This window comes from Pseudomonas caricapapayae (genome assembly GCF_001400735.1).
Lineage (GTDB): Bacteria > Pseudomonadota > Gammaproteobacteria > Pseudomonadales > Pseudomonadaceae > Aquipseudomonas > Aquipseudomonas caricapapayae.
Genome location: NZ_LJPW01000158.1, coordinates 20,137 through 34,612, shown reverse-complemented (window position 1 = coordinate 34,612; position 14,476 = coordinate 20,137). Strand labels below are relative to the sequence as shown.

General features: G+C 57.8%; 17 protein-coding genes. 8 read left to right on the top strand and 9 right to left on the bottom strand.

Going from position 1 to position 14,476, the window contains the following annotated elements; all coding sequences use genetic code 11:
• The first annotated feature begins 152 nt into the window (after positions 1–152).
• Complete coding sequence (locus ALO80_RS24390; protein ID WP_055010849.1) at positions 153–383, top strand: hypothetical protein; 231 nt, start codon at positions 153–155, stop codon at positions 381–383.
• Between the two features lie 107 nt (positions 384–490).
• Here the strand turns inward: ALO80_RS24390 and ALO80_RS24385 are convergent, their stop codons facing one another.
• The gene (locus ALO80_RS24385; RefSeq protein WP_055010848.1) at positions 491–778 is read right to left on the bottom strand and encodes a YheV family putative zinc ribbon protein; all 288 of its coding nucleotides are present in this window, start codon (positions 776–778) and stop codon (positions 491–493) included.
• Positions 775–2,862 carry an oligopeptidase A gene (gene prlC / locus ALO80_RS24380; RefSeq protein WP_162491697.1) on the bottom strand — a complete coding sequence of 696 codons (2,088 nt, stop codon included), beginning with the start codon at positions 2,860–2,862 and terminating at the stop codon, positions 775–777. Before prlC ends, ALO80_RS24385 begins: the two co-directional genes overlap by 4 nt.
• A gap of 76 nt (positions 2,863–2,938) precedes the next feature.
• Here prlC and ALO80_RS24375 point away from each other — a divergent pair, with 76 nt between their 5' ends.
• Positions 2,939–3,484: a gamma carbonic anhydrase family protein gene (locus ALO80_RS24375; protein ID WP_055010846.1), complete on the top strand. Its 546-nt coding sequence runs from the start codon at positions 2,939–2,941 to the stop codon at positions 3,482–3,484.
• A gap of 139 nt (positions 3,485–3,623) precedes the next feature.
• Here the strand turns inward: ALO80_RS24375 and ALO80_RS24370 are convergent, their stop codons facing one another.
• The gene (locus ALO80_RS24370) at positions 3,624–4,679 is read right to left on the bottom strand and encodes an aminopeptidase (protein WP_055010845.1); all 1,056 of its coding nucleotides are present in this window, start codon (positions 4,677–4,679) and stop codon (positions 3,624–3,626) included.
• 285 nt (positions 4,680–4,964) lie between these two features.
• A complete protein-coding gene (locus ALO80_RS24365) occupies positions 4,965–6,443 on the bottom strand; it encodes a hypothetical protein (protein ID WP_055010844.1) in 1,479 nt (492 codons plus the stop codon).
• 398 nt (positions 6,444–6,841) lie between these two features.
• Here ALO80_RS24365 and ALO80_RS24360 point away from each other — a divergent pair, with 398 nt between their 5' ends.
• On the top strand, positions 6,842–7,270 hold the full coding sequence (locus ALO80_RS24360; protein WP_083493396.1) for a PA0061/PA0062 family lipoprotein: 429 nt from the start codon (positions 6,842–6,844) through the stop codon (positions 7,268–7,270).
• Here ALO80_RS24360 and ALO80_RS24355 read toward each other — a convergent pair whose 3' ends face one another.
• Positions 7,271–7,504, bottom strand: coding sequence for a DUF1161 domain-containing protein (locus tag ALO80_RS24355; protein WP_055010843.1), 234 nt, complete (start codon positions 7,502–7,504; stop codon positions 7,271–7,273). It abuts the gene before it with no gap.
• Positions 7,505–7,622: 118 nt separating this feature from the next.
• A complete protein-coding gene (locus tag ALO80_RS24350; protein WP_055010842.1) occupies positions 7,623–8,054 on the bottom strand; it encodes an OsmC family protein in 432 nt (143 codons plus the stop codon).
• Between the two features lie 211 nt (positions 8,055–8,265).
• Between ALO80_RS24350 and ALO80_RS24345 the strand changes: the two genes are divergently transcribed.
• The gene (locus ALO80_RS24345; protein WP_055010841.1) at positions 8,266–9,267 is read left to right on the top strand and encodes an LLM class flavin-dependent oxidoreductase; all 1,002 of its coding nucleotides are present in this window, start codon (positions 8,266–8,268) and stop codon (positions 9,265–9,267) included.
• Between the two features lie 138 nt (positions 9,268–9,405).
• Here ALO80_RS24345 and ALO80_RS24340 read toward each other — a convergent pair whose 3' ends face one another.
• The gene (locus ALO80_RS24340; RefSeq protein ID WP_055010840.1) at positions 9,406–9,630 is read right to left on the bottom strand and encodes a DUF1161 domain-containing protein; all 225 of its coding nucleotides are present in this window, start codon (positions 9,628–9,630) and stop codon (positions 9,406–9,408) included.
• Positions 9,631–9,776: 146 nt separating this feature from the next.
• A complete protein-coding gene (locus tag ALO80_RS24335; protein ID WP_002551350.1) occupies positions 9,777–9,992 on the bottom strand; it encodes a dodecin in 216 nt (71 codons plus the stop codon).
• Positions 9,993–10,158: 166 nt separating this feature from the next.
• On the opposite strand from ALO80_RS24335, the gene ALO80_RS24330 reads away from it, so the two are divergent.
• Complete coding sequence (locus ALO80_RS24330) at positions 10,159–10,485, top strand: DUF883 family protein (RefSeq protein ID WP_003318456.1); 327 nt, start codon at positions 10,159–10,161, stop codon at positions 10,483–10,485.
• Here ALO80_RS24330 and ALO80_RS24325 read toward each other — a convergent pair whose 3' ends face one another.
• Positions 10,486–11,442, bottom strand: coding sequence for a LysR family transcriptional regulator (locus ALO80_RS24325; protein WP_055010839.1), 957 nt, complete (start codon positions 11,440–11,442; stop codon positions 10,486–10,488). It abuts the gene before it with no gap.
• A gap of 79 nt (positions 11,443–11,521) precedes the next feature.
• On the opposite strand from ALO80_RS24325, the gene trpB reads away from it, so the two are divergent.
• The 3 genes from trpB (at position 11,522) to ALO80_RS24310 (ending at position 14,203) form a co-directional block, all read left to right on the top strand.
• Positions 11,522–12,751, top strand: a complete 1,230-nt coding sequence (trpB, locus tag ALO80_RS24320; RefSeq protein ID WP_055010838.1) for a tryptophan synthase subunit beta — start codon at positions 11,522–11,524, stop codon at positions 12,749–12,751.
• The gene (trpA, locus tag ALO80_RS24315; RefSeq protein WP_055010837.1) at positions 12,748–13,560 is read left to right on the top strand and encodes a tryptophan synthase subunit alpha; all 813 of its coding nucleotides are present in this window, start codon (positions 12,748–12,750) and stop codon (positions 13,558–13,560) included. Before trpB ends, trpA begins: the two co-directional genes overlap by 4 nt.
• A gap of 124 nt (positions 13,561–13,684) precedes the next feature.
• Positions 13,685–14,203 (top strand): anti-virulence regulator CigR family protein, encoded by a 519-nt coding sequence (locus ALO80_RS24310; protein ID WP_055010836.1) that lies wholly within the window; start codon positions 13,685–13,687, stop codon positions 14,201–14,203.
• Positions 14,204–14,476 lie beyond the last annotated feature (273 nt).

Here is a 14,476-nt window from a genome sequence, read left to right as displayed (position 1 = left end):
ATTGCTGAGACTCGCCGTCTTACATTCCCACCCTGTACAAAAAACCACCTGTTACTTCTGTCAGTAGACGCACTTTCTCTTCAGGCCTAGTGTAGTGAAACGCCAACTCGGCAACCGGGTACTGGCGCATTTACCTGAGAACGAGGTGGGTGATGGCCAAGTACGAGATACGGTTGTGGGCTGAAGACACTGAGCGACATAACCATCCTGTCATAGCCATTGAGTTTTATGAGGACGACGAACTGCAAGAACATGTCCTGGTAAGACTTTATCCCCATGGACGATACGAAATAACAGAAGGAGAGCTGGGCAGGGACGAAGACGTTTTAAATACGCTGGCGTTAGCGTTCAGGAAAAAAGTATCCGAGTTGGCGGAATGGTAGAACCGTTATTGAAGTGGCTACACGGCCAAGGGCGAATAAAAAAGGTTCGCTCGAATGAGCAAACCTTTTTCTTGAAACGTACAGGCCGATGAAACAGAGCGATCATGTCACTCTGGATCAACCGGCTTCTTCAACTTCGGGTTCGGGAAGAACTGCACACCCTGAACCTTGGGATCGGCCGGTTTGACCACCACCTTGTTGACCCGCGTGCCCAACTCCTTCGGTATCGAAATACCCTGCTCGTTGAGCGTATCGCTGTAACCGCAACTCACGCACTCGCGGTGCGGTACGTCGTTTTCGCTCCACATCATCAGCTTGTCAGGCTCGCTGCACGCCGGGCAGACGGCCCCGGCGATAAAGCGTTTCCTGGTAATGATTACCGGTGTATCGGTCATGCTGCCGCGTCCTCACTCAAGCCACTGTGACGCAAGAGTGCGTCAATCGACGGCTCGCGTCCGCGGAAGTCGACGAACAGCACCATCGGTGCCTGTGAGCCACCGCGGGCCAGAATGGCTTCGCGGAAGGCACGGCCGGTTTCAGCGTTGAGCACACCGTCTTCCTCGAATTTCGAGAACGCATCGGCGGACAGCACTTCGGCCCACTTGTAGCTGTAATACCCGGCTGCGTAACCGCCTGCGAAGATGTGCGCGAAGCTGTTCGGGAAACGGTTGTAGGCGGGCGGACGCATCACCGACACTTCGTCACGAATGCCTTCCAGTACATCCAGCACGCTGCGCCCGTCACCGTGGGTGGCGTGCAATACAAAGTCGAACAGCGAGAACTCCAGCTGACGCACCATCATCAGGCCGGACTGGAAGTTCTTGGCGGCGAGCATTTTCTCCAGCAGGTCCTGTGGCAGCGGCTCGCCGGTTTCATAATGACCGGAGATCAGCGCCAGACCTTCGGGCTCCCAGCACCAGTTTTCCATGAACTGGCTCGGCAACTCGACGGCGTCCCAGGCCACGCCATTGATACCGGAAACACCGGCATGCTCGACGCGAGTCAGCAGGTGATGCAGGCCATGACCGAACTCGTGGAACAGCGTGGTGACTTCATCGTGAGTCAGCAGCGCAGGCTTGCCCGCGACTGCCGGTGTGAAGTTGCACACCAGGTTGGCTACCGGGCTTTGCAACGTGCCCTCAGCCGTACGACGACGATCACGAGCGCCGTCCATCCATGCACCGCCACGCTTGTTGGCGCGTGCATACAGATCGAAGAAGAAACGCCCCACATGCTGGCCGTTTTCCTTGATCTCGAACAGGCGAACGTCCGGATGCCATGTATCGAAACCTTTCTGCTCGGCAATCTCGATGCCGTACAGGCGCTGGACGATAGCGAACAGACCGCCCAGCACCTTATCGATGGGGAAGTAGGCGCGCAGGATTTCCTGAGAAACGCTGTAGCGCTGTTCGCGCAGCTTTTCGCCATAGAAACCGCTGTCCCAGCTTTGCAGATCCGGGCAGCCCTGTTCTGCAGCATAAGCCTTCAGTTGCTCAAGGTCCTGGGCGGCAAACGGCTTGCTGCGCTTGGCCAGGTCACGCAGGAAACTCAACACCTGATCGCTGGACTCGGCCATCTTGGTCGCCAGGCTCAGCTCGGCGAAGTTTGCATAGCCGAGCAGTTGCGCAAGCTCCTGACGCAGATCGAGGATCTGCTCCATGACCGGAGTGTTGTCGTTCTTGCCGGCGTTCGGGCCTTGATCGGATGCGCGGGTGGCGTACGCCGCATAGACTTCTTCGCGCAGTGCGCGGTCTTCGGCGTAGGTCATCACCGCGTAGTAGCTCGGGAATTCCAGCGTAATCAGGTAGCCTTCCAGATCCTTTGCCTTGGCGGCAGCAGCCATCTGCTGTTTGGCAGAATCAGTCAGGCCGGCGAGGGCGGACTCATCGGCGACCAGCTTGGTCCAGGCCTGGGTGGCGTCAAGCAACTGGTTGGAAAACTGGCTGCCCAGCTCCGACAGTTTGCTCTGCACTTCGGCGTAACGCTTTTGCTGCTCTGGCGGCAGATCGATACCGGACAGGCGGAAGTCACGCAGCGATTGCTCCAGAATGGTCTTCTGGCCAACATCGAAACTGGCGGCCTCAGGACCATTGGCCAGGGCTTCATAGGCCTGAAACAGCGCGCGGTTCTGGCCCATCTCGGTGGAGTAGGCGCTCAATGCCGGCAGGCAGGATTCATACGCTTCGCGCAGCTCGGAGCTGTTGCACACCGCATTGAGGTGGCTGACCGGGCTCCAGGCAGCGCCCAGGCGGTCGTTCAGCTCGTCCATGGTCAGTACCAGCCCGGCCCAGGTCGGTGTCGAACCCTGTTTGGCGAGGATGTCGGCAATCGCGGCACGGTTATCCGCCAGGATCTGTTCGATAGCAGGTTTGACATGTTCGGCACGAATCGCCGAAAAGGGTGGCAGGTCGTACGATTGCAGAAGAGGGTTGTTCGCGCTCACGGTTTTGCACCTTGCCTTGAAGAAACACTCAGCCATCTTAATTACAATCGACGCCGACCGCAGCAACCAAACCCGCTCTACACACCTATCACTGCCAAAGAAGGAGCCTATCGTGGCCATTCGCAAGTTTCAGGAGCACACCCCAGCCCTCGGCGAACGGGCCTTTGTCGACCATTCAGCGGTGGTTATCGGTGACGTGGAAATCGGTGCCGACAGCTCCGTCTGGCCACTGACGGTGGTACGCGGCGACATGCACCGCATCCGCATCGGCGCCCGCACCAGCGTGCAGGATGGCAGCGTACTGCACATCACCCACGCCGGCCCCTTCAACCCGGACGGTTTTCCGCTGCTGATTGGCGATGAGGTGACCATTGGTCACAAAGCCATGCTGCATGGCTGCACCCTCGGCAACCGCATCCTGGTCGGCATGGGTACCACCATCATGGACGGCGCGATTGTCGAAGACGAAGTGATCATTGGCGCAGGCAGCCTGGTGCCGCCGGGCAAGGTGCTGGAAAGCGGTTTCTTGTATGTCGGCCGCCCGGTCAAACAGGCGCGGGCACTGACCGAAAAGGAAATCGCCTTTTTTCCGTACAGCGCCACTAACTACGTGAAGCTCAAGGATCAGCATCTGGCGGAGGGGTTTGATAAGGCCTGACTATCGTTCCTACGTTCCCGCGCAGGAATGCATCCGTGATGCTCTGCGTCACAAATCTGCACAGCGCCGCTCACTAAAGACCGGACGCAGAGCGTCCAGAAAGGCATTACCACGCGGAGCGTAGTAACGATAATCGCACTCAGGGCATCAACCGCTGTAGCGCCGCCTTGCGCGCCTCAACCGGCATCCCTCCCAACCTCTCCACAGCATTGAAAAACGCCACCCAATCGCCATTTACCTGCCTGAACAACGCCGCAAACGCTGGCACCCACTGATCATAAAGACCAAAAGGCAGCAGTTTGGCGTTGTTCATCGGGCTGTTGATCCAGGCATCAAAGCGCTTGTCGCCCGCCCATTGCTCATCGCGCAATTTTCGGTAGTCACTGCGCATGCGCTCAAACTCTTCAGCCTTGCGCGCGCGCATCACTTCGGCAGACAGCGGCTGACGATACAGCGCCTTGAGTCGCTCCCGGGTATCGAGTACCAACCGGGTAAACCGGTCACGCCGCGCAGACTGCGAAACACTCTCCGGAGGCAGCCCCCGCGCCGCACGCCACTGCCGCGTGCCTTCCTGCTCGACAAAACTGGCGTAGGACTCGTTGAACTCCGTGTCGTCCTTCACATAAAAACGCTGATGTGCCAACTCATGAAAAATCAGCGTCGCCAGACGCTCGTCGCCCCAGCCCATCATGGAGCTGAGAATCGGATCATTGAACCAGCCCAGCGTCGAATAGGCTTCCACACCACTCAGATACACATCCTTGCCAGCCTGGCGCTGCAACGCCGCCTCACCCCGCGCCCCGCCAGGGCTGTAATAACCGCGATAGGCGACACACCCGGCAATCGGAAAACAATGCGTGACCGGCTCCAATGAGAACTCGTCGGTGGCAAACACATTCCACACCACATAAGGCCGCCCCAGATCCGCATACAGGCGGTAACTCTTGTTATCCGGCAGATGCAAATGCTCACTGGCAAACGTCCGCGCCAACTGTGACCGGGCCAGATGCTCACGCAACCCGGCATCCCGCTTCGGGTCAGCGACGATCTTCGCCACCGGTTCGCGAGCCTGCAGCAATTGCCACTGTCCTTGAGCCAATTGACCGTAGTAGGAAACGCTGGCGCAGCCGGCGAGCAGCGTAACGGCCATCAGTGAAATGACGCGACAAAGGCGTGGGGCGGTCAGTGTGGACATGAGCGGGAGGGCTTTGGTGATTTGGACAGGGTGATGTTATGCCGGACGGGCAGGGAGATGTGCAACTGTCGAGATTCGCCGATTAAAAAGGTAATTCGACAAGATCGAGCCTTGCGCCGATAGCAGGGCGTTGCACGTGTGGTTTATGAAGAAGCGCTTACGGCGAACGCTGGAACCGGAGGGCACAGCAGAGCCTGAGGAAAGTAAGTCAGCCCGGGCGCACGCTCACCAGGAGAGTGCGCCCGGGCTGCCAGGTTGGGGGAGTGCTATCCGTGAAGGGTCGGATCAGGACGTTGTTCTGGCCAGCCATGGGAATGTGGACCGGGGCAGGTAATAAACGTGGAGACTCCAGTTGCAGCCTCGGTCATAGTTGCTTTCAACGTACAAGGACCCTGATGTTTTCCCAATCATCGCACCGTTGGACTTCCAGTCGCCGTTGGTTTCACTGTTCCAGCCGTTTTGAATGTACCAGCCGGTAATAATAGCGCCCCCTTCAGACGGGTCGAACGGGAACGAGAAGGTGTGGCTTTGGTGGCCGATTGTCCAGTCAGCGCTGAAATGCTGATTGTCCTCCTGAATTGAAACATTGGTAAGTTCGGTGGATTTGATCCCGGCCGACGTCGAATAGACACCGCTCGCTGGCTCATTCGGCGGTGAGAGCGTCAGGCTCTGATAGAAAGAGAACAACGCGAGCGAAGGTTGAAGGCTTCTGGTCAGCTCAGAGACTTGCTGACTTAACTGACTTGCCGCGTCAGGCTCGTAAAGCAACGTGCCGATACGTGCGCTGTACTGATTCGTTAAGTATTGCTGCGTGTCCGCTACAGTATTGATGCCTTGAACGGGCGGGGTGAGGCTGTAGGGCTGGGTGGAGTAATAGCCCGGAATGGCTGACGTGAGTGACTCCAGTTCCCGCAGCTGAAACGCAATGGTCTTGACCTTGGCAAAGTTATCGGGGTTTAGCGGTAACGTATTGGGAATGCGGTTATCGATCTGGGAATAATGAATCAGCCTGGCACGACGCGGAACAGGCTGCAGGTTTTCTGTAAACCACGTCAATATAGTGGGAATGCTGTTAGCGTCAGCCCCGACAGGAGGCGCTTTTCCTGACGTCCCGTTCATGGTGACCGCCACCTTCACATGGACATCGCTTGAGCTTGCCAGCGACTCGAATTCCGCAGCCCCGGACGCGCTTAGTATGTCTTTCTTACCGGCAACGGCTGCTTTGAAAGTCTGCAGCGCAGCAGTCGTCGTTGTGCTGCACGTATAAGTAGCCACGAAGCGCGAGCCGAATTTCGCGGTGGCAACGAAGTAATCGCCATACGTGTCCCGAAAGCCAGCCGGGTTCGAGCTTGCCAACTCACTGGCTTGAGGGGTGAAGGCTGGCGCTGGACTCAGCGAGGCATAATCCGCGTCCGTCACGTCATAGAAAGCCAATATCGTCAACGAGGTTTCAGAGAACGTGACATTGGACAAATATGACGCGGATGCCGATGCACTGGCGGCACCTACATTGTATTCGCCCTGAGCTTCCGCTTTGAAAAGTCGACTATAGTCGTCAGCGGTCGCAATCACTTCGTACTTCTGAACGGTATTTTTTGCCCTACCAGGTTCTGGTGTAATGGGGCTAACTGCTTGTACAGCAAACGCACCACTTTCGGCATTGATTCCCAAGCCGAAAGAATAGTCATTCCATGGCTGATCATTCAACGTTCCCGCCAGGTTGGTAACTAGCGACTCGCTTTTTTCACCCCGTTTACTCCACATTTTTCACATCCCTAATGTTTTTTTGATTGAGACAGGTTCTGCCATCAACAAAAGCTGTCTATTCCTTGACACATGCGTTGAGGTCACAAGGCACTTAATAAAAATGCACAATCGACAATCAGGAATCAAGAAAATTTTATAGAGCCTCAATAAAATTATTCTATCAATTGACTGTAGAAATCAAAATTCGCGACTGACTATTCAAGCGGGTTTATATAGCTGCACGCAAAGGTGCCAACGCATGAAGCCGATTCACACGCACTTTGAAATGCCCTCTTTGTGTGCGAGCTTGCTCGCGAACGCTAATTTTCAGTCGAAGTGTCTTCAGATGCCTGTCACGCTTATGGCAGGGTAAGCCTGCCGCCTTACATCAACTCACACATCCCGGAACCGCCAAAATGCGCATCACAGCCCCGATTACCGCATTAGCCCTGACAGCTCTCTCCGGATGCGCCGGTCCCTTGCCTGCAGTCAACCCGGACATGGCGTGGGTCGACATGCGCACTACCACCGGCCAACTGATCATGGCGGACAAGCTGGATGGCAAGAACACCTACGACGGACGTTATTTTCAGGTAACGCCGGGCAGCCACGAGTTGCAGGTGCGTTATGACTATGAGTACCGGTCAGGCGGGATGGGGATGATCGGTGACGAATATACCGAGATCACCTGTTACGTCAGTGTTCGTTACGACCACTTCACTGCCGGGCAGCACTATGTGCTGGAGGTACGCTCACTGGCGAACAGTGTGGATGCCTGGCTGTACGATGCACAGCGCAACGTGGTGGCCGAAGAGGAAGAAGAGGGCGGGGTGCATTGCATCTGATCAGCGATCGTTACGCTGGTAGATGATTTTTTTCGTGCCGTTGTCGCAGCTGCCGACAACCATGTTCGGGTCCGTGGCCTCTTCGTTGCTGACGATTTCCAGCGTGTAGGATGTGACGTTGTTGGCCTGGATCTTGGCTTCGATTTCATCCTTGAGCTCTTCACAGGACTTCGGTGCCGCCAGGGCGCTGGTGGCCAGCAACGTGCAGGTCACTGCCAGAATTAAACGTTTCATGCTCGACTCCTGATCAAAATCAAACCATGCGTCAATGAGCGCATGACCGATGAAGCAAGCCAGCTTTATACAGCAGAAACAGGAGCGCACAAGGCGCTCCCGCAAGGCTGGCCGTGAATCAGCTCAGCAATGTAGCGTCCAGAGTGATCTTGGCGTTCAACACTTTCGAAACCGGGCAGCCTTCTTTGGCCTGCTTGGTCAGTTCGTCGAACTTCTCTTGGGTCGCGCCTGGCACTTTAGCCTTGAGGGTCAAATGCACAGCGCTGATCGCGAAACCGCCTTCTACCTGATCCAGCGACACCTCAGCCTGAGTATCGATGCTTTCAGCAGTCAGGCCTGCACCGCCCAGAATCATGGACAATGCCATCGAGAAACAGCCTGCGTGGGCTGCGCCGATCAATTCTTCAGGACTAGTGCCCTTGCCGCCTTCAAAGCGCGCTTTAAAGCCGTAAGGCGCTTCACGCAACACTCCGGTTTCCGTGGAGATGCTGCCGATACCGCTTTTCAGATCACCTTCCCAGTGGGCGGATGCTTTCTTGACGATGCTCATGGTGGCTCCTTTTGGAATGAATTTGGATCAATGCTGTTACAAGGTTCTGAGGATCGTCGGCTCTGGAAAGTTCAACCGTCGGAAAGACCGAGCGTTTAAGTAGGTTTTTCTGCGCACCCCATTGAAAAGCCATGCTTGCGCCCGCACTGCTGTTTCATCGTGGGCAGCTCCAGCAGCCAGCCCATCACAATTCGAGGAGCTACCCCGGCCTATGAAACGTCTGACAGATGTAAAAATTTCTACCCTTGATCTGGTGCCCGTGCGCCATGACAAAGGTCCCGCCGAATCCCTGCGCAACTCGCTCAGCCTCGCCCGGCATGTCGAGAAACTGGGCTACAACCGCTTCTGGGTGGCTGAACATCACAACATGGACGGTATCGCCAGTTCGGCGACATCGGTATTGCTGGCGTATCTGGCCGGGGGCACGTCGACCATTCGCGTCGGTGCAGGCGGTATCATGCTGCCCAACCATGCACCGCTGGTGGTTGCCGAGCAGTTCGGCACGCTGGCCAGTCTTTATCCCGGCCGGATCGATCTGGGCCTGGGCCGTGCGCCGGGGTCCGATCAGATGACCGCACGCGCCTTGCGTCGTGAGCGTTCCGGTAGTGCCGAGGATTTCCCGGACGACGTCACCGAGCTGATGGAATACCTGGGGCCACGCACACCTGATCAAAAAGTGATCGCTGTGCCAGGCTCGGACACCAATGTGCCTGTCTGGCTATTGGGATCGAGTCTGTTCAGCGCACAGCTGGCGGGCATGCGTGGCTTGCCGTATGCCTTCGCATCGCACTTTGCTCCGCGCTACATGCATGAGGCGATTCGCGTGTACCGCAATCACTTCCAGCCATCGGCTGTGCTCGACAAGCCGTATGTGATGCTCGGCGTCCCGCTGTCGGCGGCAGACACTGACGAACATGCCGAATACCTGGCAACGTCTGTGTATCAGCGCATTCTGGCGCTGATGCGCGGGCACAGCCTTATGCAGCGCCCACCCGTAGAATCGATGGACGGGCTGTGGCTGCCGCACGAGCGTGAAGCAGTGGCAAGCTTTCTGGGACTGGCGATGGTCGGCGGCCCTGACAAGATCCGCGCCAAGCTGGACGTGTTGCTTGAACAGACCGACGCCGATGAGCTGATCTTCACGTGCGACATGTACGAGCACGAGGATCGTCTGCGGTCTTACGAGATCCTGGCGCAGGTCGCACACGGTTAAGCGGTTTGTCGAAGCGCAAAATACCCCGCCAAAAACAGAATCGCCCCGGACTGGATGACAGTCCGGGGCGATTCTGCTCGTGAACCCTGCAAACGGGATTAACCGGGCAAACTGACCAGGGTCAGGCCCGATTGGCAATCAACCGCGCTGGTAAACGATTACCTTGGTCCCGCCTTCGCAGGTGCCGACGACTTGCTTGTCGGCCGCGCTGCCTTTCTCGACCACTTCCAGCGTGTAGGACGTTACGCCCTTCGCCTGGAGTCTGGCGTCGATTTCACTTTTCAACTCTTCACATGGCTTGCCTGCCGCGAGGGCAGTGCCTGCAACGCTGAGCAAGCCTACAGCCAACAAAAACTTCTTCATGGGTAATCCCTCTCGTCCGGCCAAATGAAGACGCCATCGGAACAGGCGCCCATTAAATTCCCACGCCCACACATCAACCGTGTGGCCATATCTGTGTGTGTAGCGCAGGTTATGGCAATCGGCCAGCCAAAAGGTTCAGAGGGCCATCAGCTGTTGGTAATGCGGAAGCCGACTTTCAAGGTGACCTGGAAGTGCGCAACCTTGCCGTTTTCAATATGGCCGCGGGTTTCAGTCACTTCAAACCATTCCATAAGATCAAGGCTTTTGCTGGCTTCGGCCAGTGCGTTATTGATGGCGTCTTCGATGGTGGTGGTGGAAGAGCCTACGATTTCAACTTTTTTGTACGTGTGATGATCGGTCATGGCAGTTCTCCTGAAGGTCTGGAAAAGACGCGATATAGACCGCGCTCCCTGCTTCTGTCAGGAGAACGCGCGCAAAAGTTCAGCGCTTTGCAAAAATCCCATCGCACTTTCCAAAAAGCCCGGAGTCGGAAACAACACGCCCACTCATCATTGCAGGAGAAACACCATGGCTACTACGTCACTTCGCAAAGCCTCGTTGCAGAGTATGGAAGCTGAAATCGAGAGCCTCCTGAAGTCCCTCGAGGGCCTGAAAGCCGACGCTACCGACGAGTCGCGCAAGACATTGAAAAATCTGAAAGCCAACGCTGAAAGCGCACTGAGCCATTCGCGCAGCCTGCTCAGCGATGTCTACGAAGACGTTAAAGAAAAAACCCGCGAAAACGCACTGGCTACCCGCGACTACGCTCAGGAACACCCTTGGACCACCGCTGGCGTTGCGGTAGGTGCCATTGGCCTGATCGCTGCGTACATGCTGTTCAAGCGCGGCAACTGATCAGATTCTGATCGGGTCCCCAGGCCGCTTCAGCTCATTTTTCAACCACTGAGCAAGCTGCTGCGCCCGTCCATCGGCCGCGCGTCTGGGCACCCAGAGCGCCAGCTGCGCCGGGGTTTCGCTGAAACCCCACGGCGCAGCCAGGCGACCGGCTTTAAGGTCATCAATGACCAATGGCTCCGGCGCAATCGCAATGCCCAGGCCTGCTACAGCCGCCTCCAGCAAATAATACAAATGCTCGAAACCCTGCCCGTAATGCAATGACCGCGGATCAATGCCGTTTTGCTGTGCCCAGCTTGGCCAGGCTTGCGGACGAGAGGTGGTTTGCAGCAATGATTCCTCAAGCAGGGCCGCGGCCGGTGCATCGTGCAGGCGTCCGAACCCAGCGAACCGCGGACTCAATACAGGTCCGATCCGCTCGCTTGCCAGTTCGAATACCTGCATGTCTGCAGGCCACGGTGGCTCGGCGAATACCAGCAATGCATCCAGGCCGGGCCGACGCGGGTCAAGATCGCCTTCGCCCGCGGACAGGTGCAGACGCAGGTCCGGCAACTCGGCATTCAGGCGACTCAAACGTGGAATAAACCAGCGCGCCAGCAGACTGCCGGAACAACCCAGCACAAACGGCGCATCTGCGCTGCCTTTGCTCAGCTCGACACACACACCTCGCAGACGGTCGAAGGCTTCGCTACTGACATCGCGCAATCGAATGCCTGCATCTGTGAGTTTCAAGCCTCGGCCGTCCTTGCTGAACAGGCTGACGCCCAGGTGCTCTTCGAGCACTTTCAGTTGGCGACTGACAGCGCCATGTGTCACGTTCAGCTGTTCGGCGGCCTGACTGACACCGCCAAGACGAGCAGTGCTTTCGAAGGCGCGCAAGGCATTGAGCGGAGGGAGGTCGCGGCTCATGATCTGTGAGTTTTCCTGACAGGTTGCAGCGATCTTATCGGTTTTCATCCGATCTTGCGCTGGTTAAAGTGGACCCATTGCCAATACGGCTCAACCCATTCGCCCAATACTGCAACTGGAGCACTTCATGACCCAGACCAATTTCCGCAGCGGCCCCGACGCCAATGGCCTGTTCGGCTCATTTGGCGGCCGCTACGTGGCTGAAACCCTGATGCCGCTGGTGCTAGACCTCAACCGCGAGTACGAAGCCGCCAAGGCTGACCCGGAGTTCGCCAAAGAGATGGCCTACTTCCAGCGCGACTACGTGGGCCGCCCGAACCCGCTGTACTTTGCCGAGCGTCTGACCGAGTTCTGCGGCGGCGCAAAAATCTACTTCAAGCGCGAAGAGCTCAATCACACCGGCGCGCACAAGATCAACAACTGCATCGGCCAGGTACTGCTCGCCAAGCGCATGGGCAAAAAACGTCTCATCGCGGAAACCGGCGCAGGCATGCACGGCGTTGCCACTGCAACTGTTGCAGCGCGTTTCGGCCTGCCTTGCGTGATCTACATGGGTGCTACCGATATCGAGCGCCAACAGGCCAACGTATTCCGCATGAAGTTGCTGGGCGCTGAAATCGTGCCAGTCACTTCCGGCACCGGCACTCTGAAAGATGCGATGAACGAAGCGCTGCGCGACTGGGTGACCAACGTCGAAGACACCTTCTACCTGATCGGCACCGTGGCAGGCCCGCACCCTTACCCGGCGATGGTGCGTGACTTCCAGGCCATCATCGGCAAGGAAACCAGAGAGCAGATGCAAGAGAAGGAAGGCCGCCTGCCGGACAGCCTGATTGCCTGCGTCGGTGGCGGTTCCAACGCCATGGGCCTGTTCCATCCGTTCCTGGATGACGCCAGCGTAGAGATCATCGGGGTTGAAGCGGGCGGCCACGGTGTCGATACCGACAAGCACGCGGCCAGCCTCAATGGCGGCGTGCCGGGCGTGCTGCACGGCAACCGCACGTACCTGCTGCAGGATGGCGACGGACAGATTACCGATGCGCATTCGATCTCTGCCGGTCTGGACTACCCCGGCATTGGTCCGGAACACGCATTCCTGCACGAGGTGAAGCGCGTCGAATACGTCAGCATCACCGACGACGAAGCACTGGATGCCTTCCATCAATGCTGCCTGCTCGAAGGCATCATCCCGGCACTGGAAACCGCTCACGCACTGGCCGAAGCCATGAAGCGGGCGACCAACCTGCGCGACGATCACCTGATGGTCGTATGCCTGTCCGGGCGTGGTGACAAAGACATGCAAACCGTCATGAACCACATGGCCGCCGCCGAAAAAACTCAGGAGAAGCTGGTATGAGCCGTCTCGAACAACGTTTCGCCCAGCTTAAAACCGACGGTCGTGCGGCGCTGGTCACCTTCATCACTGCCGGTGATCCTGGCTATGACACCTCTTTGAAAGTCCTGAAGGGCCTGCCTGCGGCGGGTGCTGACGTGATCGAGCTGGGCATGCCGTTCACCGATCCGATGGCCGACGGTGTGGCCATTCAATTGGCGACCTTGCGTGCTCTGGAGGCGGGTCAGACCCTGCAGAAAACCCTGCAGATGGTCAGCGAATTCCGTGTCGACGATCAGACCACGCCGATTGTGCTGATGGGTTATTACAACCCGATCCACCGCTTTGGCGTCGAAGCCTTCGTGGCGCAAGCAAAAGAAGCGGGCGTTGACGGCCTGATCATCGTTGACCTGCCACCCGAGCACGACGCCGAACTGGCAACGCCTGCGCAGGCGTCCGGCATCGACTTCATCCGCCTGACCACGCCGACCACCGACGATGCGCGTCTGCCGCGTGTGCTGGAGCGCAGCTCCGGCTTCGTCTACTACGTGTCGGTTGCCGGTGTGACCGGTGCTGGCTCGGCAACCACCGAGCATGTCACTGAAGCCATCGCTCGCTTGCGCCGCCATACTGATCTGCCGATCAGCGTCGGTTTCGGCATCCGCACACCCGAGCAGGCTGCAGCGATTGCACGGCTGGCTGACGGCGTTGTGGTGGGCTCGGCCTTCGTCGACAAGATTGCCACAGCCGAGTCGCCGGAGCAGGCAATCGATGGCGTGTTGACGCTGTGCGCGGCATTGGCCAAGGGCGTACGTAACGCCCGCGTCAGCTGAGGGTAAAGTTTCTGATACAGAGGAATCAAAGCCTGATCGACAGTTCTATGTAGCAAGACATAAGGGGTTCATGACCAGCGTCATGAGCCCCTTTTTGCTGCATTGAGTGAGCCGAGGAAACACCATGAAACTGCCAAACCGTTTTATTACCGGACTGGGTATCCTGATGATCAGCGCCAGCCCGCTGCTGCAAGCTGCTCCGCCTGATCAACGCGGCGATGGCCCGGAAGGCACTCGTGGTGGCCAGCAACAGGGGCCGCAAAACAACGGTGGCCATAATGAGCCTGGCAGTGACCGTGGGCCGGGCAACGATAACCGCAGAGGCCCCGACAACGGGCCGGGCAAACAAGCGCATCAGGACAACCGCGGCGGCAACCGTCCACCGCAGGATTTCGGGCCGGTACGCCAGACCTTCCAGCAGCACCGCGACGTCATCGGCCGCGGCCAGCCATTGCCGCCGGGCGTACACATCGCCAAGGGCCGTCCTTTGCCACCTGGTTACGGCAAACGCCTGGACAGCCGCTCGCTGCAATACCTGCCACAGTATGACGGCTACGAGTGGCGCCGCTTGGGCACCGATGTCGTACTGATCGCCGTGGGTTCGGGGATTGTGTATGCGATTCTGGATGGTGTGTTGAATTGATGTAGGACTCAGGTTTCGCGCCCAACATTTTGCACAAGTCCGCTTTTTGATTCTGGCCGAAGGCCGTGGGAGTGACCGGGGCGGCGGTCCGCATTGTTCGCGAAAGCGCCGGTATATTCTCAAAAAATGTATCGGTTGAGCCGCCGTATTCGCGGACAAGTCCGCTCCCACGCCCTCCGGGCAGAAGCAAGTTTTCAACTATCGTGCGACGCTCCGCGTCGCATGCCGTTCTGGACGCTCCGTGTCCGATCTTGAGGGCCGCCCAGCGCGGAA